The sequence below is a fragment of the Marinomonas algicola genome, from assembly GCF_014805825.1.
In the GTDB taxonomy this organism is placed as follows: Bacteria; Pseudomonadota; Gammaproteobacteria; order Pseudomonadales; family Marinomonadaceae; genus Marinomonas; species Marinomonas algicola.
Genome location: NZ_CP061941.1, coordinates 2,216,475 through 2,242,118, shown reverse-complemented (window position 1 = coordinate 2,242,118; position 25,644 = coordinate 2,216,475). Strand labels below are relative to the sequence as shown.

At 42.6% G+C, this 25,644-nt stretch carries 22 protein-coding genes; 12 read left to right on the top strand and 10 right to left on the bottom strand.

The annotated features are described in order from the left end of the window. Positions 1 to 15: 15 nt before the first annotated feature. The 3 genes from IEZ33_RS10210 to IEZ33_RS10200 form a co-directional block, all read right to left on the bottom strand. A complete protein-coding gene (locus IEZ33_RS10210; RefSeq protein WP_191599994.1) occupies positions 16 to 882 on the bottom strand; it encodes a carbohydrate ABC transporter permease in 867 nt (288 codons plus the stop codon). Positions 883 to 939: 57 nt separating this feature from the next. Beyond that, positions 940 to 2,223, bottom strand: a complete 1,284-nt coding sequence (locus tag IEZ33_RS10205; RefSeq protein WP_191599993.1) for an ABC transporter substrate-binding protein — start codon at positions 2,221 to 2,223, stop codon at positions 940 to 942. 71 nt (positions 2,224 to 2,294) lie between these two features. Beyond that, on the bottom strand, positions 2,295 to 3,296 hold the full coding sequence (locus IEZ33_RS10200) for an ABC transporter ATP-binding protein (protein WP_191599992.1): 1,002 nt from the start codon (positions 3,294 to 3,296) through the stop codon (positions 2,295 to 2,297). Positions 3,297 to 3,628: 332 nt separating this feature from the next. On the opposite strand from IEZ33_RS10200, the gene IEZ33_RS10195 reads away from it, so the two are divergent. Beyond that, positions 3,629 to 4,306: a YoaK family protein gene (locus IEZ33_RS10195; RefSeq protein WP_191599991.1), complete on the top strand. Its 678-nt coding sequence runs from the start codon at positions 3,629 to 3,631 to the stop codon at positions 4,304 to 4,306. 66 nt (positions 4,307 to 4,372) lie between these two features. Here IEZ33_RS10195 and IEZ33_RS10190 read toward each other — a convergent pair whose 3' ends face one another. Further along, positions 4,373 to 5,233 (bottom strand): MurR/RpiR family transcriptional regulator, encoded by an 861-nt coding sequence (locus IEZ33_RS10190; RefSeq protein WP_191599990.1) that lies wholly within the window; start codon positions 5,231 to 5,233, stop codon positions 4,373 to 4,375. Positions 5,234 to 5,427: 194 nt separating this feature from the next. Further along, on the bottom strand, positions 5,428 to 6,387 hold the full coding sequence (locus IEZ33_RS10185; RefSeq protein WP_191599989.1) for a sugar ABC transporter substrate-binding protein: 960 nt from the start codon (positions 6,385 to 6,387) through the stop codon (positions 5,428 to 5,430). A 462-nt stretch (positions 6,388 to 6,849) separates the two neighbouring features. Between IEZ33_RS10185 and IEZ33_RS10180 the strand changes: the two genes are divergently transcribed. The 9 genes from IEZ33_RS10180 to iolG all read left to right on the top strand — a co-directional run bounded on the left by IEZ33_RS10180 (position 6,850) and on the right by iolG (position 18,384). Continuing rightward, positions 6,850 to 7,992 (top strand): ABC transporter permease, encoded by a 1,143-nt coding sequence (locus IEZ33_RS10180; RefSeq protein WP_191599988.1) that lies wholly within the window; start codon positions 6,850 to 6,852, stop codon positions 7,990 to 7,992. Between the two features lie 54 nt (positions 7,993 to 8,046). Further along, positions 8,047 to 8,844, top strand: a complete 798-nt coding sequence (locus IEZ33_RS10175; RefSeq protein WP_191599987.1) for an ATP-binding cassette domain-containing protein — start codon at positions 8,047 to 8,049, stop codon at positions 8,842 to 8,844. Positions 8,845 to 8,855: 11 nt separating this feature from the next. Further along, entirely contained in the window at positions 8,856 to 10,022 is a 1,167-nt protein-coding gene (locus IEZ33_RS10170) for a Gfo/Idh/MocA family protein (protein ID WP_191599986.1), read from the top strand. After that, the gene (locus tag IEZ33_RS10165; RefSeq protein ID WP_191599985.1) at positions 10,019 to 11,977 is read left to right on the top strand and encodes a bifunctional 5-dehydro-2-deoxygluconokinase/5-dehydro-2-deoxyphosphogluconate aldolase; all 1,959 of its coding nucleotides are present in this window, start codon (positions 10,019 to 10,021) and stop codon (positions 11,975 to 11,977) included. The genes IEZ33_RS10170 and IEZ33_RS10165 overlap by 4 nt, the downstream gene beginning before the upstream one ends. A 13-nt stretch (positions 11,978 to 11,990) precedes the next feature. Then, positions 11,991 to 13,856: a 3D-(3,5/4)-trihydroxycyclohexane-1,2-dione acylhydrolase (decyclizing) gene (iolD, locus tag IEZ33_RS10160; protein ID WP_191599984.1), complete on the top strand. Its 1,866-nt coding sequence runs from the start codon at positions 11,991 to 11,993 to the stop codon at positions 13,854 to 13,856. Between the two features lie 29 nt (positions 13,857 to 13,885). Beyond that, positions 13,886 to 14,809, top strand: a complete 924-nt coding sequence (gene iolE / locus IEZ33_RS10155) for a myo-inosose-2 dehydratase (protein ID WP_191599983.1) — start codon at positions 13,886 to 13,888, stop codon at positions 14,807 to 14,809. Positions 14,810 to 14,851: 42 nt separating this feature from the next. Then, the gene (locus IEZ33_RS10150; protein WP_191599982.1) at positions 14,852 to 16,378 is read left to right on the top strand and encodes a CoA-acylating methylmalonate-semialdehyde dehydrogenase; all 1,527 of its coding nucleotides are present in this window, start codon (positions 14,852 to 14,854) and stop codon (positions 16,376 to 16,378) included. A 21-nt stretch (positions 16,379 to 16,399) separates the two neighbouring features. Next, on the top strand, positions 16,400 to 17,215 hold the full coding sequence (gene iolB / locus IEZ33_RS10145) for a 5-deoxy-glucuronate isomerase (RefSeq protein ID WP_191599981.1): 816 nt from the start codon (positions 16,400 to 16,402) through the stop codon (positions 17,213 to 17,215). Positions 17,216 to 17,385: 170 nt separating this feature from the next. Further along, positions 17,386 to 18,384, top strand: coding sequence for an inositol 2-dehydrogenase (gene iolG, locus IEZ33_RS10140; RefSeq protein WP_191599980.1), 999 nt, complete (start codon positions 17,386 to 17,388; stop codon positions 18,382 to 18,384). 214 nt (positions 18,385 to 18,598) lie between these two features. Here the strand turns inward: iolG and argC are convergent, their stop codons facing one another. The 5 genes from argC to IEZ33_RS10115 form a co-directional block, all read right to left on the bottom strand. Then, positions 18,599 to 19,534 carry an N-acetyl-gamma-glutamyl-phosphate reductase gene (gene argC / locus IEZ33_RS10135; RefSeq protein WP_191599979.1) on the bottom strand — a complete coding sequence of 312 codons (936 nt, stop codon included), beginning with the start codon at positions 19,532 to 19,534 and terminating at the stop codon, positions 18,599 to 18,601. 465 nt (positions 19,535 to 19,999) lie between these two features. Then, positions 20,000 to 20,791: a type I methionyl aminopeptidase gene (gene map, locus IEZ33_RS10130; protein ID WP_191599978.1), complete on the bottom strand. Its 792-nt coding sequence runs from the start codon at positions 20,789 to 20,791 to the stop codon at positions 20,000 to 20,002. A 1-nt stretch (position 20,792) separates the two neighbouring features. Further along, a complete protein-coding gene (locus IEZ33_RS10125; protein WP_191599977.1) occupies positions 20,793 to 20,999 on the bottom strand; it encodes a ParD-like family protein in 207 nt (68 codons plus the stop codon). A gap of 849 nt (positions 21,000 to 21,848) precedes the next feature. Continuing rightward, complete coding sequence (locus IEZ33_RS10120) at positions 21,849 to 22,253, bottom strand: acyl-CoA thioesterase (RefSeq protein ID WP_191599976.1); 405 nt, start codon at positions 22,251 to 22,253, stop codon at positions 21,849 to 21,851. Positions 22,254 to 22,522: 269 nt separating this feature from the next. Next, the gene (locus IEZ33_RS10115; protein ID WP_191599975.1) at positions 22,523 to 23,308 is read right to left on the bottom strand and encodes an SDR family oxidoreductase; all 786 of its coding nucleotides are present in this window, start codon (positions 23,306 to 23,308) and stop codon (positions 22,523 to 22,525) included. Positions 23,309 to 23,596: 288 nt separating this feature from the next. Between IEZ33_RS10115 and IEZ33_RS10110 the strand changes: the two genes are divergently transcribed. Together IEZ33_RS10110 and IEZ33_RS10105 are read left to right on the top strand one after the other, a co-directional pair. Continuing rightward, positions 23,597 to 24,547 carry an ABC transporter permease gene (locus IEZ33_RS10110; protein WP_191599974.1) on the top strand — a complete coding sequence of 317 codons (951 nt, stop codon included), beginning with the start codon at positions 23,597 to 23,599 and terminating at the stop codon, positions 24,545 to 24,547. A 151-nt stretch (positions 24,548 to 24,698) separates the two neighbouring features. After that, positions 24,699 to 25,628, top strand: a complete 930-nt coding sequence (locus IEZ33_RS10105; protein ID WP_191599973.1) for a substrate-binding domain-containing protein — start codon at positions 24,699 to 24,701, stop codon at positions 25,626 to 25,628. The last annotated feature ends 16 nt before the right edge of the window (positions 25,629 to 25,644 follow it).

Genomic DNA, 25,644 nt, shown 5'->3' with positions numbered 1-25,644 from the left:
ATTAAAACCTGTTGCTTAGTGATAGTGAACGCGGCGCTCTATTATTCCAAATTGGATGAGTGCCATGAGTATGAGTAGGCCAAGTAATATGACGGTTAAAGACGAGGCATAGGCGGTATCAAAGAAAGAAAAGGCGTTTTCGTAAATGTAATAGAGCAATAAGTTAGTGGCGTTATTTGGGCCGCCTTTGGTCAAAATAAACAAATGATCGACGAGTTTAAAGGAATTCAATAGGGCGTTTACAAAGACAAACAAGGTCGTTGGCATCAGTAATGGAAAGGTGATTCTTCTAAACATATATAAGGGCGAGGCATTTTCCGTTTTTGCGGCGTTGTACAAATCTGGTGAGAGTGTTTGCAACGCGGCTAGGTAGAAAATCATAAAAAAGCCTGCTTCTTTCCAAATGGTCATTGCCATAAGGCTTGGCAGTGCGGTGTCAGGGTTACCGAGCCAATTAATGCCAGAGAGACCAAATTGTTCAAGGACGTTATTAAATAAACCTATTTCAGGACTGTAAAAAAGTAACCAAATATTGGCGACCGAAATCATTGGTAAAATAGTCGGTGTGAAAAAAGACAGTCTAAGAACGCTTTTGCCCGCCAACTTTGAATTAACCCACATGGCCATGCTAAGCGCGAGTACGATCGATACCGGGACGGTGACGAGGGCGTACCAAAGGCTGTTTTTCAATACTTGCCAAAAGACTTCGTCTTCTATTAAACGCACGTAGTTTTCACTACTTGCTTGAGAGCCCATTTGAACGCCGTAGCCAAATAGACTACGGACAAAGGTCGTCGCAATAGGGAGGTAGGTAAATGTGAAAAGCAAAATAAGGGCTGGAGTTAGAAGCAGCCAGGCTTGTGTTTTATGTGATTTGATCATCGTTCTCTCAATATGGGGCTGAACACAGCCCCATGATGTTATGACAAAAGTCGTGGTTTAACGGTAGCGAGATAAAATGCGATCCGCTTGTTTTTGTGCTTTTGTTAAGGCTCCTTCGGCCGTTTCTTGATCATTTAAAACCGCTTGAATAGCATCATCTAACAGTTTACGAACACGACCGGATTGGTGTGTTGACAGTTCGGCGGTGGCAAATTTGAGTTGATCACGCGCAACGGCGGCGGGGGGGAAGGTTTGCACATAGTCGGCTAGCTCTGGTGTTTTATAGGACGCTTGGCTGACGCCCATGTAACCCGTTTCGATGCTCCATTTAGCGGCTTGTTTTGGTGACGTCATAAACTTAACTAATTTCAAGGCCGCTTGTTTTTCTTCTGCTGTTGAATTTTTAAATAGGTAAAAATTACCGCCACCAGTTGGAGAACCAAACTCTTTCTCTGCGGGTAACATGGCCACGCCAAAGTCAAACTTAGCGTTGTTTTTAACGGCGGTAAGGTTACCAGTTGAATGCCACATCATGGCGGTTTTTTGCTCTAAAAAGTTTTGACGTAGCGTTCCCCATTCAATCATTCCTTTTGGCATGATCTGATGTGTTTGTCCCAAATCTTTCCAGAAGTTAAGCGCTGCAATGGCATTTTGGTCGTCAAAGTAGGTTTTGTTACCTTCTTGATTCATTAACTTCATGCCTTTTTGCTTGGTCATGGCACCAAACATCCAGTAAGGGTAACCTGTTGACGGTATCATCACGCCCCATTGATTCGTGTGTCCGTTGCTATCGGTTTTAGTCAGCTTTTTCCCCATATTCACTAACTCATCCCATGAAGATGGTGCTTTCTGTGGGTCTAACCCGGCCGCACGAAACAGGTCTTTGTTGTAATACATGACAATTGTCGAGCGTTGAAATGGGATGCCGTAAGTTTTACCTTTCACTACACCGTTTTCCATTAAAGCGGGATAAAAGCTTTTCAGCCAAGTGCGATCAGCTTCAGTGGATACCACTTCATCGAATGGAACGATGGCATCTAGGTCCATCAGTTCGTGTACGTCAATTGAAAACATGACAGAGAGTTGTGCTGGTTTGCCGCTGTTTAGTGCCGCCAAAGCCTTAACTCGAGCGTCATTGTAATTACCTGCATAGATGGCATTGACATCCACATCAGGGTTTTGTTTTTCAAAGTCTGCGACCATGGAGTCGACTACTTTTGTTAACGCACCACCAACAGACACGGGGTAGTACATTGTCAGTTCTGTTTTTGCCTGTGCAAAAGCGGATAAACTCAGCCCAATTGCGCTCAAGGTTAGTATTTTTTTAAGAGAGACAGTCATTACGGTCGTTCCTTTCATAGTGAGTTGGAATTGCATCGTGGTTTAGAATGGCAATGTGTTATAAGTTAGCTTTATTGCGGTACGAATCGTTTACCAGTGGAAAGAGAAAAAGTGTGTTGTGCCTTCTCAGGCCATTGAATGGCTATGAGGCTGTCAACGGCGAGTATGTGTTTACCTTCGAGAGAAAACTGAATGCGTTTTGCGCCAGCAAAGGGACCTTCTATTATGTCAATATCCAGTACGGTCGCGGCACCTTGGTAATCGCAGCTGTTCACTTTGGCTTTATAGCCCGTAGGATTAAGGCTAATGTGCTCTGGTCGGATACCCAAAATATGCTGATTCAATGTGATCAGGTTCATCGGTGGATGGCCAATAAAACCAGCCACAAAGGTGGTCTGAGGGTGTTGGTAGAAGCTCTCTGGTGCCCCTTGTTGTTCTACTTTTCCTTTGTTTAATAAAATGATGCTGTCGGCCATGCTCATGGCTTCTATTTGATCGTGTGTTACATACACAACAGTGAGTCCGAGAGACTTTTGTAATTGTCGAATTTCAGAGCGCATTTCATTGCGTAGTTTGGTATCAAGGTTCGAAAGAGGTTCATCCATTAGACAAAGCGGCGCTTGCGACACAATACTGCGCCCCAGCGCCACTCTTTGACATTGACCACCAGATAATTGACTGGGTTTCTTATGAAGGTGTTCACCTAAACCAACCAGATCAACCGCGTGTCTAAGGCGCTTTTGTTGCTCTGTTTTATCTACCCTGCGAGCTTTTAAACCAAATAAAATGTTTTCTTTCACTGAAAGGTGAGGGAAGAGTGCATAAGACTGAAATATCATGGACAAGTTTCTTTGACCTGGTGGTAAATGGGTGATGTCTCTTTGGTTAAGGTGAATGAGGCCGCTGCTTGGTGTTTCTAATCCAGCCAACATGTTTAAAGTAGTGGACTTACCGCAACCGCTTGGCCCAAGTAAGGAAATAAACTCGCCTTGCTCAATAGAAAAGCTGATGTCGTTGACCGCCACGCTGTTTTCGAATTTTTTTGTTAAATTAGAAATGCTTAAAAAGCTCATTCTTGCCTCAAGATGTTGCTGTAAGGAACCCATTTATCTGAAATAGATAGATTTGATAAGCAGACAATGGCTTGTCATACGCAACATTTAATCTATCAACTCGCTATTTATTTATAGGTTATCAGTTTCATATGAAGCTTTTTTTAAGGATTAATGACGTTTTAGTGCTATTTATGTTGCAACGTTCAAGCGTTAAATAGGGTGCTAAGTCATCACAAGGAATGGGTTAATCTGTTTTCTTGTCAATAATCAAGCTATTGAATAAGATTCCAATACTAGGCGGCTATGGTTGGTATACTTAGCGAGGCACGTCATGTCTTTAGAGGATTAATATGGTCTCAAAATTACCCCGTTGGGTAGAATATGGCTCATTTCTACTTGCATTAGTGGCTGGGTTGGTTAATTCAATCGGTCTACTGGGATTTAAACATCAATCTATTTCACATTTATCCGGGACAGCGACTTTACTCGGAACAGGAATGATTAACTCGAGCGCCTCTGATGTAGTTCATTTGGCGATGATTCTGCTCAGCTTTTTATTTGGCGCTTCAATCTCAGGGTATTTTTTGCGAACGGGTTCATTAAAACTAGGATTAAATTACAGCCGCCTACTTTTGTTAGAAGCGTTTTTACTTTTAGGAGCTCTCTATTTTTTGTCTGGAGATTATTTTTATGGTCACTATTTGGCTTCAAGCGCATGTGGTTTGCAGAACGCTCTGGCAACCACGTTTAGTGGGGCCGTTGTTCGAACCACCCATGTCACGGGTATTTTTACGGATTTAGGTATTATGTTAGGCGCTAAATTTAGGGGGGAGCCATTCGACAAAAGAAAGGCATTGTTGTTTATACTGATTATTAGCGGATTTATGGTCGGGGGCGTAATAGGCGCATACTGTTTTAACCAGATGCAATTTAACGCTTTATTTATTCCCTCTGGAATATGTGTATTACTGGCGCTGTCTTATTCAATTTACAAGGCAAAATATGAGAATAAGTCAGTCGTTAAATGAGCGGTTGCCCTATGTTGTTCACACAATGGCTTCAGCTGGAATCATAATGTCTTTCCGTTAGAGTCATTAATGCTTCCATGCAATTTTTTTGGTGTCTCCCATTTTTCCGTCATTATTTAAGCGATAGGCCAAGGCAACCAAAAGAGTTTGTGCTAATGTCATTGAAGAGGTAAGTGAGCGAAACCCCATTACTTCAGCTTCTTTAATATCGAAATACACTTCAGAAAGAGACGCCAATGGACTGATTTTGCTGTCGGTAATAGCGATTACTTTTGCTCCAGAATTAAATGCGTATTCGCTGACGTTCACGGTTTCTTTGGCATATGGACTAAATGTAGTGGCAATAATAACATCGTTTTTTCGTATGTTACTGGCTTGTTCTACTAACATGCCTCCACCGCCATCGATGAGGTGTGTTGTTTTATTCAGGTGTCGTAAGCTGTATGCAAAGTAACTTGAAATAGGATAAGCGCGGCGTAATCCTATGAGGTAGATGTTTTGCGCATTTTCCAATAAATCGACGGCTTTATTAAGCATGTCTTGTGAAAAGTGATGATTCAAATGATTCATTGAAGAAGCATTGCCAGAGCTAAACTCTTCTAATATGTAGGAAGCATTAATATTATTGCCGCTGGTACTTTTGCTGAGTTTGACTCGTTCACTGTAACTGGAGGTTTGTTCAACCAAAGACTGTCGAAATAAGTTTTGCATTTCACTAAAGCCGTTGTATTCAAACGCGGCTGCAAAGCGAACTAGTGTAGAGGGAGGAACGTCACATTGTTCGGCTAGGCTGGCTACGGTTTCGAGCGCAACAGTATTGGGATGTTCCAATAAAAACCGTGCAACTTGCTGCAAGCGTTTACTTAAGTCGTCGTAATTACGGCTAATAGCTTGCTGTAATTGTTCTAGAGAGGTAGGTGCACCCACAAATTGACTCCTATTACCGTAAAATAGAGATTATTATAATTGCTTATTATAGCTGCTTTTATTTAGATATACGTGCGAGATTTTTTTGATTGAGGAGGCAATATCCATAAGATATTGCCCTGACTTGATTGGTCATGGGGGTGTCTATAACCCCCTCCATTACTCGTTCATTCTATCCAATAGGGTGCATTGGATTAACGGAATTCACCAGCGTATTTTTCAACTAATTCAATGTTGTCTTTGGTTATGAAGCCTGGGCCAGAGTTAACATTGTTGCTTGGAATCAACCCATAGCGAGAGTACAAAGTTAAGAAGCTAATAGGTAAGTAGCCTTGAAGGTAAGGCTGTTGATCGATAGCGAAATCGATTTTATCGTTTTTGATTGCTTCTGAAATTTCGCCACTTAAATCAAATGTGCCAAAATAAACGTCGCTTAAGTTTTTATTTTTTGATAGAGCTCGTAGTGTTGGATGCGCAGAGGTTGGCCCTAATGTTAGAATAGCTTGGGTATCTGGGTGCTTGCGTAGATAAGCGGATACTTTTGTTTCTACGTTGGTTGGATCCGATCCAGAGTCAATCATCTGACTACCAAGTTCTACACCAAGGCCTTTTGCAAAGCCCATGCAACGCTCCACAGACGCCGGGTTGGTAATATAGTGGTTGACACAAAGGAACGATTTAACGCCTTCTTTTTTAGCTCGCTCACCCGCACCAAAACCTGCAGCAAATTCTGGTTGACCTATATGCATTAAAGCACCAAGCGCTTTTGATTGCATTTCAGTACCTGAGTTCATCGTAATGAAAGGAATGCCTTTACGAGCGGCTTTTTCAAGAGGGCCTTCAAGTGTATCGAAATCCGCAATTGAAAGAACAATGCCATCAGGGTTTGTCGCTACAGCTTGTTCAACAATACGTGCCATATCGGCTAAATCACCTGTTGGCGGATTACGGTATTCAACTGTAACGTCCATATCGTCACCAGCGTGTTTAACCGCATTTTTGATAACGTTCCACCATGAGTCCGAATCTGGAGCATGGGAAATAAAGACATAGCGCTCGCCTTCTGCATGAGCGGCTGTTGCTACCGTCATTGCTCCGAAAGTCGCTGCGCTTGCAACTAGGATTGCGGTACTTTTCTTAAGAAATTTTTTCATTAAAACTATCTCCGCTTGGATTAATTATTTTTGTTATTACTCTTTATTGGATTTAGTGAACACATCTCCTGATTTATTTTTAATCAGAATCAAAACGATATTAGAATGAATATTTCATAAATGCAACTCTTTGGAATTTTTCGTTTCAAAGCGTTTTCTATCTTTTAAAGTGTTGATTTTAAATAATTAAATTTAATTTTACGTGGCTTTTAATGCGTTTTTATTAATATTTAATGTAAAAAAATAAAAAATATTTGTTTTGTCTATTGAAAAAAATGAAATAAATATTCTATTATGGTGTCACTGTTGAAATGAAAAATTATTAAGCTCCACTCTATTGTTAGCTTGGCTTAATCACGGCTTGGTGGTGGTAGTTATAATGTGAAAAGCGCTTTATAACACGTCAACATAATAAGATTGGAGTTCACAAAAAATAAATACAATAAGCAAAGGTGAAACGTTATGACTGATCCAACTCAAGTAATTGAGACGCCAGCAACGGCTGATAGTTCGGGTTCGAGTGATGAGAGGATACGCAAAGTACCCGCTTGGAAGAGGATGCTGCATCGTCCTGAGCTCGGTGCTATGTCTGGTGCGCTGTTAGTGTTTGTCTTTTTCTTTTTAACGGCTGGCGACTCTGGCATGTTTGCTTCCGATGGAATCATGAACTGGACAACGGTATCAGCTCAATTAGGCTTAATTGCGATCAGTGCATGCTTATTAATGATCGCGGGGGAGTTTGATTTGTCTATTGGTTCTATGATCGGCTTTGCCGGCATGATGATGACCATTCCTGCTGTCTATTGGGGATGGCCAATTTGGGCCGCTATCCTTTTTTCTTTCGCAGGCGCTCTCTTTATTGGTTACTTGAACGGCTATATAGTGGTTAAAACGGGTTTGCCTTCATTTATTGTTAGTCTGGCTTTTCTGTTTATTCTTCGTGGTTTGACCATTGCTCTTTCGATCTTATTTACTAACCGAACGATTGTTGGTGGAATCGATAAATACGCTGATGGTGATTGGTTAGCAGCGGCGTTCGGTGGAACGATCGGTAAATGGCTCTTTGTATGGCTTGCTGATGTGGGCATTATCAGCAGTTACAAAGATGGCTCTCCGATAGTGGAAGGTCTTCCAATGGTGGTTGTTTGGTGCTTCTTGCTTGCTTGTGTTGCTAGCTGGGTATTACTGCGCACTAAATACGGTAACTGGATATTCGCAACAGGTGGCGACGATAAAGCGGCACGCAATGTGGGCGTCCCAGTAGATAAAGTAAAAATATCCCTTTTCATGTTTACCGCTTTTACAGCCACGGTTTACGCTGCTTGCCAGGTATTTGAATTTGGTTCTGCTTCAGCAGACCGTGGTGTTCTAAAGGAATTTGAAGCCATTATTGCTGTGGTTATCGGTGGTGCATTGCTAACAGGTGGTTACGGCTCGGTTATTGGAGCTTGTTTTGGCGCACTGATCTTTGGTGTGGTTCAAATGGGTATTTTCTTCACTGGCATTGATTCAGATTGGTTCCGTGTATTCTTAGGTGCCATGCTGCTAATTGCTGTTTTGTTCAACAACTATATTCGTAAAAAAGTGACCGAGGCACGACATTAAACGTGTTTTTCGAATGCAAATTTACTGTTTAGATCAAGAATTTAGGAGAACAAAATGAGCGAATTTATTATTGAATTGAAAAATGTAAGCCGTTACTTCGGTTCGGTTATTGCGCTACAAAACATTAATATGCAAGTGAAATTAGGTGAAGTTCACTGTCTACTAGGTGATAACGGTGCAGGCAAATCTACCTTAATTAAAACCTTAGCCGGTGTGCATGTACCCAGTGAAGGAGAATACCATTTAGAAGGTAAGCCTGTTCAGTTTAAGTCCCCGGTAGAAGCATTAGATGCTGGGATTGCAACGGTTTATCAAGATCTTGCTCTTGTGCCTTTGATGAGTGTGACACGTAATTTTTTTATGGGCCGTGAGCTAACCAAAGGTCGGGGAATTTTTCAGCGTTTCGACCTTGAAAAAGCCAATGAAATTGCCCAAGCAGGTATGGCTGAAATGGGGATCAACGTTCGTGATCCTTCACAGGCAATTGGTACCATGTCAGGTGGTGAGAAGCAGTGTTTGGCCATTGCTCGCGCGATTCATTTTGGTGCAAAAGTATTGATTCTCGACGAGCCTACTGCGGCTCTTGGCGTCAAACAGTCTGCTAATGTGTTGAAAGTCGTTGCCAAAGCTAAGGCGCGTGGTCTTGCTGTTATTTTAATTACTCACAACGTTCATCATGCTTATCCAATTGCGGATCGCTTTACATTATTGAATCGTGGTCAGAGTTTAGGCTCCTTTTTGAAATCAGAAGTCAGCCGCGAAGATGTATTAGAGATGATGGCCGGCGGTCAGGAATTGGATGCGTTAACGGCTGAATTGGAAGAATTTAGCCGTTTAGATGCAAGTGCATAAGGGGGACCTCTATGACGACTAAAAAAATAAGAATAGGTTTGGTCGGTTCTGGTTACATGGGGAAAGCGCATGCCATTGCGTATCACAATGCGATGGTCGCTTTTGCTATTCCTAAGGGCGTTTTGGTATGTGAGATGTTGGCAGATGCGTCCCCTGAACTTGCGGCGGAGAAAGCTAAAGAGTTGGGGTTTAGCCGCTCAACAGGGGATTGGAAGACGTTAGTTAATGATCCTGATATTGATGTTGTTGATATTTGCGCACCGAACTTTTTGCATAAAGAAATTGCGCTAGCGGCTATTGCGGCGGGCAAACACGTCTACAGTGAAAAGCCACTGGCGTTGAATGCAGATGACGCCAAAGACATGACTCAGGCGGCTGAGTTGGCAGGCGTTAAAACCTTAGTTGGGTTCAACTATATAAAAAACCCAACGGTACAATTTGCCAAACAGTTGATTGAGCGTGGTGATATTGGTGAGGTGGTTCATTTTCGTGGTGTGTTTAATGAAGATTATTTGGCGGATGAAAATGTACCCTTTAGCTGGCGCTTGCAAAAACAATTTGCTGGAACTGGAGCGTTAAATGATTTGGCATCGCATATAGTTCAATTGGCTATCCATTTAGTGTCACCCATCACGTCTTTATGTGCGGACCTTAAAATTGTGCATGAGCAGCGACCTTTATCACAGGGATCATCCGCTTTTAAGGGCGGTTTTGGTCAGGTGGAAAACGATGACCAAGCTCATATGATGGTGCGTTTTGAAAATGGTGCTCAAGGAACAATAGAAGCTTCCCGAATTGCCTGGGGCAAGAAAAACGGTTTGTCTTTTGAAGTAACAGGCACCAAAGGAAGCCTAACTTTCGATCAAGAAACTTTATCCGAATTGTCTTTATACATTGCTGAAGGTAATCCACAAACTCAAGGTTTTAAACGTATTTTAGTGGGGCCGGAACACCCTGATTATTCGGCCTTTTGTGTATCGGCAGGCCATGGTTTAGGTTACAACGACATGAAAGCGGTTGAAGTGCGTGATTTGTATAAAAGTATAGTCAATGACACACCATTGTGGCCTGATTTTCGAGCCGCGACGCAAGTGAACATCATCCTAGACAAGGTTATTGAATCTTACGAGAACAGAGCGTGGGTTGAAGTGGAACAGTACGATGGGGAACAAAAATGAATAATAAAAATTTAGATGTTATTTGCTTAGGACGTGCTGCGGTGGATCTGTATTCGGAGCAAATCGGCTCGCCACTAGAAGACGTAAGCAGCTTTAAAAAATACCTAGGTGGCTCGTCTTGTAATATCGCCTTTGGCACGTCTCGCATGGGCTTGAAATCGTCGATGTTAACTCGAGTCGGTGACGAACACATGGGGCGCTTTGTGCGTAAAGAATTAGCACGAGTCGGCGTTGATGTTTCTCATGTTGTGACTGACGATGAGCGTTTAACCGGATTGGTTTTGTTGGGGATTAAAGATAAGGACACCTTTCCGCTGATCTTTTACCGTGAAAATTGTGCGGACATGGCTATTTGCGAAAAAGATTTCGATGAAGCGTACATTGCATCGGCAAAAGCCTTACTCATCACAGGTACGCACTTTTCAACAGAAGGTACGGATTTAGCCGCGCGAACCGCCATCAAATACGCTCAAGCAAACAACACCAAAGTGGTTGTTGATATTGATTATCGGCCCGTTCTGTGGGGATTGACAGGTAAAGGTGAAGGTGAAAATCGCTTTGTATCAAATGCATCGGTTACTCAGCATCTGATGTCAATTATGCCACTATGTGACTTAGTGGTGGGAACAGAAGAGGAGTTTCATATTGCGGGTGGTTGTGAAGATACCATTGAGTGTTTAAAACGCATTCGTAAGGTGTCTTCGGCTGAGTTTGTTGTGAAGCGTGGCGCATTGGGGTGTTCGGTTTTTAAAGGGACGATTCCTGAGACATTGGATGAAGGGATTACGCGTTACGGAGTAGAGGTCGAAGTACTGAATGTATTAGGTGCAGGTGATGCTTTTTTAAGTGGGTATTTACGTGGCTGGATTCAAGGTGAATCAACAGAGAATGCTTGTGATTATGCTAACGCATGTGGCGCAATCGTTGTTTCTCGTCATGGTTGTTCACCAGCTATGCCCAGTCTTGAAGAGTTAGATTACTATTTGTTAAATCGTGATGACATTCCAAGACCCGATCTTGATCCTGTGTTGAATTATTTACATCGTGTGACGACTCAAAGGCCTGTTCGTCAAGAGCGTAAGAAAGAATGGCAGGATATGTGTATTCTAGCTTTTGATCATAGACGTCAATTTGTTGATATGTGTCTTGAAGTGGGTGCACCGCTGTCAAAAATCCCCAAAGCGAAAGAGTTAATCTTGCAAGCGGCGTATCAAGGCGCTGACGCTTTGGGTGACACGGTTGGTGGAACAGGCATTCTTGCTGACGGTACATTTGCTCAAGACGTTCTGAATGATATTACAGGTAAAGATCACTGGATCGCACGACCAGTGGAAATGCCAAGTAGCCGACCATTACGTTTTGAATTGGGTGACAACATCGGTCAAATTATCTCGACTTGGCCAACAAATCACATTATTAAATGTCTGGTTTTTTATCACCCAGATGATGCGGTTGATTTACGTAATGAACAAGAGCAAAAAGTAAAAGATTTATATCGAGCGTGTTGCGCATCAGGCCATGAATTACTGGTTGAAATTATTCCACCTGCAGATTCAGCGGTACAAGACGACACTTTGTCTCGTTCAATTGAACGCTTCTATAACTTAGGCGTGTTCCCTGATTGGTGGAAACTGCCTTCTCCAAGTAAAGCCGCGTGGAAAAAGATTGGTGCTTTAATCAAGGCACGCGCGCCACATTGTCGAGGTGTTGTATTGCTTGGTTTGGATCGTCCTGTAGATGAGTTGCAGGCGGGCTTTAATGCGGCGGCTGAACAAGATATTTGTAAGGGATTTGCGATTGGTCGAACGATCTTTTCTGAACCGACAAAAGCGTGGTTAAGTAACCAGATTGATGATACTGAATACGTTGCCAGAGTGAAAAATAACTATTTGGAAATGAGTCGTCTTTGGAAGCAACGTACGGTTGTATCAACAGATGAGCAAGCAGCTAAATAATTGGAGGCCTAAAATGGAAACTGTACGTTTAACCATGGCGCAAGCGTTGGTCAAGCATTTACAAGCTCAATTCACTCTCATAGATGGCGTGGAAGTGCCTTTGTTTGGTGGTGCATGGGCTATTTTTGGACACGGTAATGTGGCTGGAATAGGTGAGGCGCTGGCACAGGTCAAAAATGACTTTACCACATTCCGAGCGCACAATGAGCAAGGTATGGCGTTGGCCGCCTGTGCTTATGCTAAGCAACATCGTCGTCAACGTATTATGGCTTGCACATCGTCTATTGGGCCAGGGGCAACCAATATGATAACGGCCGCTGGCTTGGCGATGGCCAACCGGTTGCCTGTTTTATTTTTACCTGGGGATGTGTTTGCGACTCGCACGCCTGACCCAGTCTTACAACAAGTTGAGCACTTTAATGATCCAAGCATGTCGGTAAACGATTGCTTTCGTCCGGTATCTCGTTATTTTGATCGTATTAATCGTCCTGAGCAATTGATTACCAGTTTGCCAGTGGCTATTAATACAATGCTGGACCCCGTTACCTGTGGGCCAGCAACTTTGGCCTTGCCACAAGATGTGCAAACCATGGCGTTTGACTTTCCTGTGAGCTTTTTCGCCAAGAAAGTGCACAAACTACGCCGTAATCGCAGCGACATAGAACAGCTTGCGACCGCAGTGGACGCGATTAAAACGGCAAAAAAGCCGTTGATTCTTCTGGGTGGAGGGGTTCATTACAGCCTAGCAGTAGAGACAGCAAAAGCCTTTATTGAGCAATATCAAATACCCGCTTGCGAAACCCAGGCAGGTAAAGGGGTTTTGGCTTGGGATCATGAGTTAAACCTAGGTGCGGTTGGCGTTACGGGATCAAGCTCTGCGAATACGGCGGCTCAAGAAGCCGATCTGATCATTGCAATTGGTACCCGTCTTCAAGACTTTACCTCGGCGTCACGTACCTTGTTTGCTAATCCAGAGCATACTTTATTAAGTCTTAATGTGGCGTCATTTGATGCTGAAAAACATAACTCTGTCCCTTTGGTGGGAGACGCCAAATCCACGCTTGAAGAATTGACCGCTCAGTTGTCTACAGAATGGAAAGCATCATCTCCTTGGACGCAAAGAGTTCAATCCCTGAACCAACAGTGGTTGTCTGATGTAGAAAAGGCAACGGCATTACCGGCTCAAGCTAACGATGCAAACTATTTACCTACTGATGCTAACGTGATTGGTGTGATTAATCGTTTTGCATCGGCTGACAGTACGATTGTTCAGGCCGCGGGCGGTCTACCGGGTGAGCTGCATAAATTATGGCGTACTTCTTCTGATCTTGGCTATCACGTCGAATATGGTTTCTCCTGCATGGGCTATGAATTGGCTGGTGGATTGGGGGTGAAAATGGCAACGCCTGAGCGTGATGTTATTGTGATGGTTGGGGATGGTAGTTATTTGATGCTGAACTCCGAAATTGCGACCTCTGTTATGCTGGGTCTAAAGCTAACGATTGTTGTTTTGGATAACCGTGGCTATGCCTGTATCAACCGTTTGCAACAAGCGTGTGGCGGGGAACCCTTTAATAATTTATTACAAAATTGCCATACGGTGACAGCGGGTGCACCTAAAACCGATTTTGCAGCGCATGCAAAAGCACTGGGTGCCGGATCAGAACAGGTAAGTTGTTTGGCGGACCTTGAAGCCGCATTAGCAAGAGCCAAAGCGAGTAATCAGACCTATGTTATTGCCATCGATACAGACCCTATGCCAAGTACGCAGGAGGGGGGCGCATGGTGGGATGTAGCGGTACCTGAAGTATCGATCCGTGACGAAGTGGTTAAGGCCGAGCGTCAATACAAGGTCTCAAAACAACAACAACCCTACTAACTTTTTGATCTGAGCTTTGGAGCAATCCTATGAATAATAATCACACTATAGCATCAACATCGACGATTCGAATCGGCATTAACCCATTAACGTGGACCAATGACGATTTGCCTTCATTAGGTGCAGATACTCCTCTTGAAGTTTGTTTAACTGAGGCACGTCAAGCTGGATACAGTGGTATTGAATTGGGTAATAAGTTTCCTCGTGACCCATCTGTATTAGGGCCGATTTTAGAAAAATATGATATTTCCCTAGTGTCAGGTTGGTACAGCGCGCGCTTATTGGAACGCAGTGTGGAAGACGAAATTGAAGCCATGCAGGACCACCTTAATTTATTAAGAACATTGGGTTCAAATGTAATGGTTGTAGCCGAGGTGAGTGGCTGCATTCACGGAGATCAAGCGGCGCCGTTGTCTCATCGCCCAAGAATGACCGATGATCAATGGGCGGAATACGCGGTACGCATGACTAAACTGGCGGATTATATGGCGGGTGAAGGCGTAAAAATGGCGTATCACCATCATATGGGCACCGTGATTGAAACGGCCGCTGAAGTGGATAAATTGATGGAAATGACGGGCGATAACGTCGGTTTATTACTGGATACGGGACACATTACTTTTGCTGGCGGGAATGCGCTTGAAGTAGCTCAAAAACACGCTAAACGTATTAAACACGTGCACTGTAAAGACATCCGTCCAAACGTTCTAAAAGATAATCTTAACCGCGATAGTGCTTTTTTAAATGCCGTTTTAGAGGGGGTTTATACTGTACCTGGCGATGGCAGCATTGACTATTTACCGATTTTTAATGTCTTGAAATCGGTAAATTATGACGGATGGATAGTCGTAGAGGCTGAACAAGATCCTGCTATCGCAAATCCATTGAAGTACGCAAAAATGGGTTACGAATATCTGTCTTCGAACCTTAAAAAAGCCGGTTTTGCTTTTTAACTATTCGCTAAAACGATTCTACTATTTTAAAGAGAGAAGAGAATGTCTGATGTAAATAAGGTAATGGGGAACTTTGTCGACAACACATTTGTGGCAAGTAGCTCAACTCGTACAGCTAATGTCTTTAACCCTGCAACGGGTGATGTGTCTTTGTCAGTATCCTTGAGTACAGTGAAAGAGACTCAAGCGGCGATTGCGTCAGCACAAACGGCGTTTGAAACTTGGTCAAAAGTAACGCCATTGAATCGTGCTCGTGTATTGTTCAAATTCAAAGCGTTGGTTGAAGCAAACAGCCATGAATTGGCGGAACTGATTTCTATCGAACATGGTAAGGTGTATTCCGATGCCATGGGTGAATTAACTCGTGGTTTGGAAGTGGTTGAGTTTGCCTGCGGCATTCCCCATTTACAAAAAGGTGAACATAGCTTAAATGTGGGTCGTGGCGTAGACAGCTACAGTCTAATGCAGCCCCTTGGTGTTTGTGCTGGGATCAGTCCATTTAACTTCCCTGCAATGGTGCCAATGTGGATGTTCCCTGTGTCTATTGCTTGCGGTAATACATTTGTTATGAAGCCATCAGAGAAAGACCCAAGTACGATTATGCGTCTTGCGGAATTGCTAAAAGAAGCGGGATTGCCTGATGGTGTTTTCAATGTCGTTAATGGTGACAAAGAGTCAGTTGATGTGTTGCTAACAGACGAGAGAATTCAAGCGGTGAGCTTTGTCGGCTCGACTCCAATTGCACATTATATTTATTCAACAGCAAGTGCCCATGGAAAACGTGTTCAGGCTCTTGGTGGTGCAAAAAACCACATGTTAGTTATGCCTGATGCCGATCCAAATCAAGTTGTGAATTCTTTGATGGGCGCGGCATATGGTTCAGCAGGCGAGCGTTGTATGGCAATCTCGGTTGCGGTTTGTGTTGGTGATGAGGTTGCTGACAACTTGATCAGCCAATTACAGACTGAAATTGCTACTATGACGGTTGGTCCAGGCCTTTATAAGCAATACGGCATCGAAAACGAACCTCATATGGGGCCGTTAGTGAGTAAAGAGCACGCTCAGAAAGTACGTGATTACATTTCCTCAGGTGTTGAAGAAGGCGCAACATTAGTGGTTGACGGTCGTGATTTTGTGGTTAAAAACCATGAACAAGGCTACTTTGTTGGTCCAACACTTTTTGATCAAGTGAAAGATGGCATGAGAATTTATGACGAAGAAATTTTTGGCCCTGTATTGTGTGTGGTTCGTGTTGATTCCTATGAGGATGGTCTCGCGTTAATCAATAAACACGAATACGGTAATGGTACGGCTATCTTTACCCGTGATGGTGACAGCGCACGACAATTCACAGAGAATGTTCAAGTCGGTATGGTTGGGGTGAATGTTCCAATTCCTGTTCCGATGGCTTTTCACAGTTTTGGTGGCTGGAAGCGTTCTTTGTTTGGGCCTTTACATATGCATGGACCAGATGGTGTACGTTTCTATACTCGCATGAAAACCGTTACCGCTCGTTGGCCAACAGGTTTACGTGCCGGCCCAGAATTTTCAATGCCAACCATGAAGTAATTTGTAACGAGGTTTTAATTTATGTCTCATTTACTCAGTAAAAAGAGCCAGAAAGCAGGGCAGACACAAATCCAGCATGTAACCCCAGAAAGTGCGAACTGGACGTATGTTGGCTTTGAAGCGCATGAATTGTCAGCAGGTGATTCCATTACCCTTGCGACAGGAACTGATGAAGTTTGTGCCGTAATTCTTTCAGGTAAAGCTAATGCCAGTACCAAGCATGAATCTTGGTCTGATATTGGGGATCGCATGAGCGTCTTTGATCAAAAAGCGCCGTATTCTGTGTATTCTCCAGCACACGATGAAATTTGTATCGAAGCCATTACCGATGTAGAAGTGGCTTTTTGTAAGGCACCCGGAAAAGGTGGTTTTCAGGCTAAACTGATTACCCCCGATCAGTGCCAATATGAAACACGTGGTGTCACCAGTAATACACGTCATGTGTGTAATATTTTGTTTGGTAACGAGCCGGCTGATAGCTTATTGGTGTGTGAAGTGATTACACCAAGTGGCGGTTGGTCGAGTTATCCGCCACATAAGCATGATACCGATGCAGCACCATCTGAAACTCAGTTGGAAGAAACCTATTATCACAAGGTTGATCCACCACAAGGGTTCGCTTTTCAGCGAGTCTATACGGATGATCGCAGTATTGATGAAACGATGGCGGTTGAAGACGGTGATCTTGTGATGGTTCCAGAAGGGTACCATCCTGTTGGCGTACCTCATGGTTATCAATCCTATTACTTAAATGTAATGGCAGGACCAAGTCGAAACTGGATATTCCATAATGACCCCGATCATGAGTGGATTATTGAGCGAGATAAGAAAGTTTAAATTTTAATATTCTAATAACCGTCGCGATATCACGAGTGAAGTAAAAACAAGGCAAAAACATACGAGAAAGCGCATTCTACTTGCTAGATGCGCTTTTGATTTTGTATTGATGCCGTATTTACCAGCACAGTAGTCGCCTTCTACAAACGATAAAATAGTAAGGAAATGCCATGCTTAATTTTGCTCTTTTTGGTGCGGGTCGCATCGGTAAAATGCACGCACAAAATATTCAAGCGTTCGCTCAATCAAATCTTAAATACGTATTTGATGTCTATGCGCCAGCGGCGGAAGAGGTAGCTAAAGCGACAGGTGCTCAAGTTGTCTCCAGTGTTGATGAAGCCTTGGCTGATCCAGATGTGCATGCGGTATTAATCGCGACAAGTACGGATACTCACGTAGATTTGATTGTAAAAGCGGCAAAGGCGGGTAAAGCCATCCTTTGTGAAAAGCCGATTGATTTGGATACCGCTACTGTTAATGCATGCTTAGAACAGATTAAAGAGTGCAATGTGCCCATTCAAATAGGGTTTAACCGTCGTTATGATCCAAGCCATGCGGCGATCGCCAAAGCCGCTCAAGATGGCAGTATTGGTAAACTTGAACAGGTTATTATCACCAGCCGTGACCCCGGTATGGCGCCAGTGGAATACCTAAAATCGTCAGGCGGTATTTTTCGTGACATGATTATTCATGACTTTGATATGGCTCGCTTTGTTTTGGGTGAAGAAATCGTTGAACTGCAGGCGTTTGGTGGCGCCATGGTAGACGAAAAAATCACCGATATTGGCGACGTAGACAGCGTGATGCTGATCATGAAAAGTCAATCTGGTCGTTTAATTCACATCAATGGCTCACGTCGTGCTATTTATGGGTACGATCAGCGAGTGGAAGCGTTTGGCTCAGAAGGCATGGTGATTTCGAACAATCAGACCCCGACGTCTGTTACACGTTTTACTAAAGCAACCACACAAGTGCAAGACCCACTTTATAATTTCTTTATTGACCGATATGTGGATGCTTATAACTTGCAGTTGACGTCTTTCATCGAAAATGTGATTGCGAAACAGCCTGTTACACCGAGTTTTGAAGACGGTCGTCGTGCGCAAATGTTGGCCGATGCCGCACAAACGTCTTTAGAAACTGGGCAAAAAATTACGTTGAGTTGGTGATTTTGAATCGAAATAGTTAAGTCGTATTTTTGGTTATATAAAGTCAATCATTACGGTTTCAAAAATGAGCTTAGGCTCATTTTTTTTGTCAAATACCCTCATAAAATGAAAAAAATATTGGAATTTTCTTTGATAAATAAAGAGGGGATTGCGCAATAATAAGACCCGCACTTAATTGCGGGTCTTATTATTGTCATGCCATTTTTAAACGCATTTAAAGCTCAACGGCAAGTGTTTCGTCAAATCCTAACATTATGTTTAGGTTTTGTACGGCGGCACCAGAAGCACCTTTACCTAGGTTGTCAAATTTAGCCGCTAAGAGACAAGATTTTCCATCAGTCGAACCAAAAACAGATAATTCTACTCGGTTACTGTTGTCAATGTTATGTGGGGTTAGGAAAGGCGCTGCCGCATCGTCAATCACGTTGTAATCATTTACCGAGATAAAGGTTTCCTGTGAGTATGTTTCTGACAGTTTTGCGTGCAGTTGTGATGCTGTCATTCCATCCGTCAATTCCACTGGTACGAAAGTCAACATGCCTTGGCGAAAGTTTCCTACGCTCGGTATGAAAATAGGCTTTTTCGACAGACCAGACCATTTCTCTAATTCTGGTAAATGCTTGTGAGCAAAGTTTAAACCGTAAACGCCATAGGTAGGCGCATTAGGTTCTTTTTCATAACGATCTATCAGTGCATTACCGCCGCCACTGTACCCGGAAATGGCATTGATCGCATAATCGCCATTAGCCGGTAATAAGCCTTCTTCGATTAAAGGTTTAAGAAGCAAAATAACACCAGTAGGGTAACAGCCTGGATTAGACACAAACTGTGCCTTGGCGATTTTCTCCCGTTGGGTTACGTCTAATTCCGGTAAACCGTATGACCAACCATCAGCAACGCGGTGAACCGAGCTCGCATCCAAAATACGGCTGCCTTCTTCTTTCGCTAAAACAACGCTTTCTTTCGCCGCCTCATCTGGTAGACAAAGTACCGTCACATCGGCGTCTTTCATCAAGCGACGTTTTTCAGATTCATCCCGTTTTTTAGTAGGATCAATACTAATAATATTAATATGCGGGTGGTTAAGCAGGCGCTCCCTTACTTGAAGTCCTGTTGTGCCTGTTTCGCCATCAATGAATACATTTTTCACGGCCTAGCTCCTTAACTTGAGGTCGTATAGTAAAATAGAGCCATTGCTTCGACCTTTACTTTACTGTGTTGGATGAGACATAGTTTAAAGCATAGCGAGGTGGCTGAATAGTTGAAATATCTGGGATTGACGGGAAATTGAGAGTCGAACCTGTATTCTTCATTGATAAAGTCGTCATTCTTGTCGCCAGTAAAATACAGCCAGTTTAGCGCTGCTAGAAAATCGGATTTGACCTGCTGCGTAGTTTTCGTTTCAATGAGCGCTATGGGTGATAAAATTATCGGCTTCAAAATTAAGCCTGAAGCTCAAACGGTCAAATGCTGCACGCAACCAGTGTAGATGTTAAACAATCAAGCCGTGTTATTCACCTTATGGATACCGTGCTTATAGCTAGGCAATAACACTGTGTTTTCAGTCTCATTCCGTTGTAACGACTAGCGGGCTTAACGGCTGTTGATCGTGACATTAAGTCTTCAGGCCGCGTTTATGGTTAGGTTCCTCATTTCTTAAGGTCAGCACTTCATAACCTGTTGATGTCACTAAGATAGTGTGCTCCCACTGGGCAGAGAGCTTTTTGTCCGCAGTAACCACAGTCCAACCGTCTTTTTTGGTTTTCGTTTTGGCTTTGCCTTGGTTAATCATAGGTTCAATAGTAAAGGTCATGCCTTCTATTAAAACCAAGCCAGCTCCAGCCTTACCGTAATGCAGAACTTGTGGCTCTTCATGCATTTCTCGGCCAATACCGTGGCCACAATATTCTTTAACGACAGAATACCCCTTGCTTTCTGCTAGGGTTTGAATAGCCGCACCAATGTCTCCTAATGTGGCGCCAGGTTTCACCGTTTTAATCCCAGCCCACATCGCATCATAAGTGGTTTTAACAAGACGTTTTGCTATGGGACTGGCTTCGCTCATAAGATACATTTTGCTGGAGTCAGCAATAAATCCATTTTTCTCAAGGGTAATATCAAAGTTCACTATGTCTTTTGATTTAAGCTTTTGGTTATGGGTGGGTACACCATGGCAGACCACATCGTTTACCGATGAATTGAGTACAAATTCATAACCATATTGCCCTAAACTTGCAGGACGTGCATTCAATGTATGGCGGATGAATTCATCTACTTTATTATTAATCTCTAAGGTTGACACGCCTTCTTTGACAATATCGTCTAGCATGTGAAAAACGTCAGCTAACAGCTTGCCTGATGTTTTCATCAATTCAATTTCTTCTGCACTTTTAATTTGTACTTGCATATTATTTTACCACTTTGAGTGGTGATTCATTGTTTGCCGTTGCCAGTTCGTTAGCAATCAGTTCTGAAAAGGTTAGGGTGGGGTTTAGTTCGGCAAGTCGCCCCATCTTAATCCAAAATTCCGCTTGAGCATTGATTGAACGAGACATAACCTGGCAGCTTTTTCGGATGTCATCGTGAAGGTCGTCAGAGATTTTGATAATGCCCATGTGTAAATTTTCCATATATGATTTATAATAAAACGTATACGAATCATATATTCGAAATCAGTCCTTATCAAGCGTTAATTACTCATGGGTCTGGTTACTGACATTCAGTTTCAGGATTACTCTACCAGTGAATCTTGTGGGTTAGTGTAAGAAGTTTATCGGTGTTGATGAGTACTACGATAAAGAGAGACGTATTTTATCGTTGTGTTTTTGAGTAATACGATTTGATAATATTATTTGGCTAAAAAGTCGTTTAACCATTAATTAAGGCTTTGCATTCTGTGTCTTAAATAAGACACCAATGGGAGGTTAAAGCATAATATAGTGACGTATTATGCTTTTTTGTAAGCCTCTTAATTTCTAACACTATTACGTGTTTTGCACCCGCTTAGCCGTAGGGTGAGCACAATAATGATCGTCAGAGTCGTTGTAAAAATGTCTCGTTTCAATTCCACTCCAATTAATATGGGTCAGACCTTTTTCGTTTGTCGGTAAACGATCTGCTTGGACTTCCTTAAAAAGAAAATTAACCAGTTTTATCGATTGGCTTACAAGTGTGTATAACCATCTTTTGATTAGAACATTTTTCATCATTAACTCTTAGTTGAATGTTTGTTTAATTGGTGTCGGAGCCGATAATAATCAGAAATAAAACGTGCAACAAGTGAGCCGTTATCAACTAAATGATGAGATTAACTAATGTGTAACTAAAAGGTCAGTGTGCCTGCTTTTTGAGATAAATATACAAAAAAATGCGCATATAAATGCACATTTATGTCTCTTTAGAGGCTGTGGATTAGATTTTTTTCAAATCACGGGGCATGGCGTCAATGCACGTGTTGAAACACATCAAACAATCGCTTTTTCTATTCTTAGTCGATACGCCTCAGGAAGGGGAATGGCTGCTTTTAATTCTTTGGAGAAACATACGTAAGTAACATCCGCCTCCACTACGATATCTTGAGTGCGGCTATTGATAATAGTTTGCTTCATGGTGATGCTGCGCTTACCAAGCTTGGAAAATTGGGACCGTACCTCAAGCACATCACCAAAACTCGCTTCTGATTTGAAATCAATATTAATATTAACAACAGCCCAAGCGATGCCCTGTTGTATAAGATCAATATTGGAATCGAAATCATCGAAGAATGCCCAGCGCCCCTCTTCAAGAAATTCTAAATAACGGGCGTTATTGACATGTTGAAAAACATCAATATGAAATCCTCTGACTTTGATAAGAGTGGAGTGGATCATGGTTTTTCCTTTTTGAAAAAAATGAAGAGAAAAAGAGTACGATGCTTGGTAAAGGATACCAATAGCAAAAACGCTCAAATTGAATGACATATGCAAAAGGAGAGAATAGTAGGTGTCGGTTTAAAGTACTCTAGACAAGGCTAGATTAGTAAAAGGGGAAAGACGCTATACATCACCTTGCTATTGAGCCTTTTAATAAGTCAATAACAAGGTGATGGGAATAGACCACTATATACAGTTTCGCTACCAAAACTGGAAAGGTTGTACTGTTAAGACATGATGAGGCCGCCGTCTACATTAATGGCTTGTCCCGTTATATAAGCGGCGTCTGGCCCCGCCAAAAAGGCGACTAACCCAGCGACTTCTTTGATGGTACCTGCTCGTTTCATTGGAATGTTTTCAACCCATGAATCAATCAATTCACCAGGTTTAAAATCACCCATCAACTGCCCCCATACCCGGTCGTTGTAATCCCACATATCAGTATGAATGATGCCAGGGCAAATTGAGTTAACAGTAATGTTATCCGTGGCGACTTCTTTAGCAAGACTCTGTGTTAAACCCATTGCGCCAAATTTACTGGCAGCATAGTGGGGGGTATAAATAAACCCTTCTCTCGCTTGACCTGACGCTGTGTTAATTAAACGGCCACCTTTACCAGACGCTTTCATATAATGAATGGCTTCTTTACAGCAAAAGAACATGCCCTTGGTATTTACATCTAGAGTCATGTCCCAATCGTTTTCTGTAACTTCTTCAAGTTTTGAAATACGAATGACACCAGCATTTTGAACAGAAATGTCAATTGATCCCATGAGGTCGAATGCCTGCTTAAAAAATTGTTTAATTGACTGGATTGAACTGACGTCGCAGTTTAAAAATTGAACAATTTGCTGTGGGAAATCAGATTTTAATTTTGCAACTGTCTGGTCGTAATCGTTGTCAATTGTACCGACCACGACATTGAATCCATCTTGCAGAAAGCGTTCAGTAATGCCAAGACCTATTCCTTTATTGCCGCCACAAACAACAACATTTTTGTATTTATTAGTCATGAAGTAACCCGTAAATTATTTTTGAATAAAAATCCACAATAGAATATTTAGTCGTTAATCGTCAATAACGAGTTGATAATTTGCTTATAAATAATTTGTTAGTGACGGTGTATTGTGTTGAAAAGGCGTTCTCAATTTAGTGCTAAAACGGGATCAAGTGAATTTAGTCAGGTTAATTACTTGACAACTAAGATGCGCTGTATTTAATATGATTTGAATAATTAAACATACATGAATAAATATTCATGATGAATAAAAATAATATAATTGTTTTTAGGAGTAATCCCTATGCTGCGAAGCAGATTGAATGCGTCGTTTTCACTGAGTGGTTCTACTGGTCCATTAATTGGCTTGTTACTGCTTTGTGTCTTCCTTTCTTTTATGACGGAGTCATTTTTCTCGTTACGAAATTTTGTCAATATACTCGATCAAATAACCGTTCTTGGGATTCTCGCTGTTGGAATGACATTTGTTATTTTAATTGGTGGTATTGATTTATCCGTAGGCTCAATCCTCGCCCTGAGCGGCATGATAATGGGCTTTCTTGCAAAAGAAATAGGTTGGCCTATGGAAGCGGCGATTGCCGCTGGTTTGGTTGGTGCCGGTTTTGCTGGGCTCATATCCGGATCCTTGATTGCTTTCTTCCGTGTCCCTGCGTTTATCGCCACGCTTGCTATGATGTCCGCTGCACGCGGCTTAGCCAATATGGTCAGTGATGGCCATCAAATTATTAGCTTCCCTGCTTGGTTTAACTTGATGGCGGTTATTCGCTATGGCGGCATTATAACGATTACCGTCGCTATTATGTTAGCTGTTTTTGCTATCTGCTGGGCTTATCTAAGGTTCACCTCTGGTGGTCGTAGTCTTTATGCGATTGGCGGTAATTCAGAAGTGGCACGTCTTGCTGGTATTAAAGTGAAATTGCATACAGTGGGTGTTTACGTTTTTGCGGCTGTCTTGTCTGGCGTGGCCGGTGTTTTATTGGGAGCACGTCTGGATTCTGTTCAACCTCAAGCTGGTGTTTCATACGAACTTGATGCTATTGCCGCAGTTGTTATCGGCGGAACCAGTTTATCAGGTGGAACGGGGAGCTTAGTGGGAACCATTATTGGCGTACTGATCATCGGTGTCTTACGAAACGGATTAAACCTTTTGGGCGTGTCACCCTTTATGCAGCAAGTTGTTATCGGTTTGGTCATTGCGTTAGCCGTATCAATAGAAGCCCTAAAAAAACGCTAATACATTATTGCTAAACGTTTTGGCTTTGATTCGCCAAAACTGGGTAAACCAAAGTACTGACCATTCGACACTATGTCGAATATCCTTAGAAACCGTTAATCAATACGATGCGGGTTTTAATAAAAATAATACTCTATGAGGATAATGCCTAATGAAAATTAAAAAAATGTTACTTGCTAGTGCTGTTGCAGCGGCCATTGTATCAACAGGCGCAAATGCGGCGGAAGTGAAAAAAATCGGTTTGGCTGTACCAAACTTATCGGCGAATTACTTTATTCAAATTAAAGAATCTGTTGAAGAATACGCAGAGAGTAAAGGCATTAAAGTGATTACCGTTAATGCAAGTGATGATAGTTCAACTCAAGTAAGTCAAGTTCAGGATTTGATGACTCAGAATATTGACGCTTTCTTATATATTCCTGCTGGTGCCGCTGCGGCAACAGTACCACCAAGGTTGGCTCGAGCGGCAGGTATTCCTGTTGTCAACTTAGATCGTAATGCTGAAACAGAACCGGGCGATACATTCATTGCAGGTGAAGGTATTAAGTCGGCTTATAAAGTATGTAGCCATATTATTGATTTAGCTGGCGGCCAAGGTGAGATGATCATGATTCATGGTCAAAAAGGCGTAACGCCTGAAGTAAATCGTACCCAAGGTTGTCAGCAAGCGATTGATGAAAACCCAGGTGTGAAATTGGTCGCGGATCAATGGAGTGAGCGTTGGTCTCAAGATGAAGGTTTCTCTATAGCTCAAAATTTACTCCAAGCGTATCCAAACGTGAACTTGATCTTCGGTCAAGCTGATGGACTCGCAATGGGAGCGTCGAAAGCTGTTGCGGCATCTGGTTTAAAACAGCGTATTTTCGTTGGTGGTTACGATGGTGACACAGGGGCGCTACTGGCTATCCAAAAAGGGGTGTTTGATGTGACAGCAACGCAAAGTACCCGTTCTATGGGGCGCTTAGCGGTCGATTCTGCTATCAAGCTTGCGGCAGGTGGAGACGTGCCAAAAGAACAGATTATTGATGCCGTTTTGACAACATCCGCCAATGTTGAAGCATTCATAGCTGATCATCCTTAATCGTTAATTTTGGAGC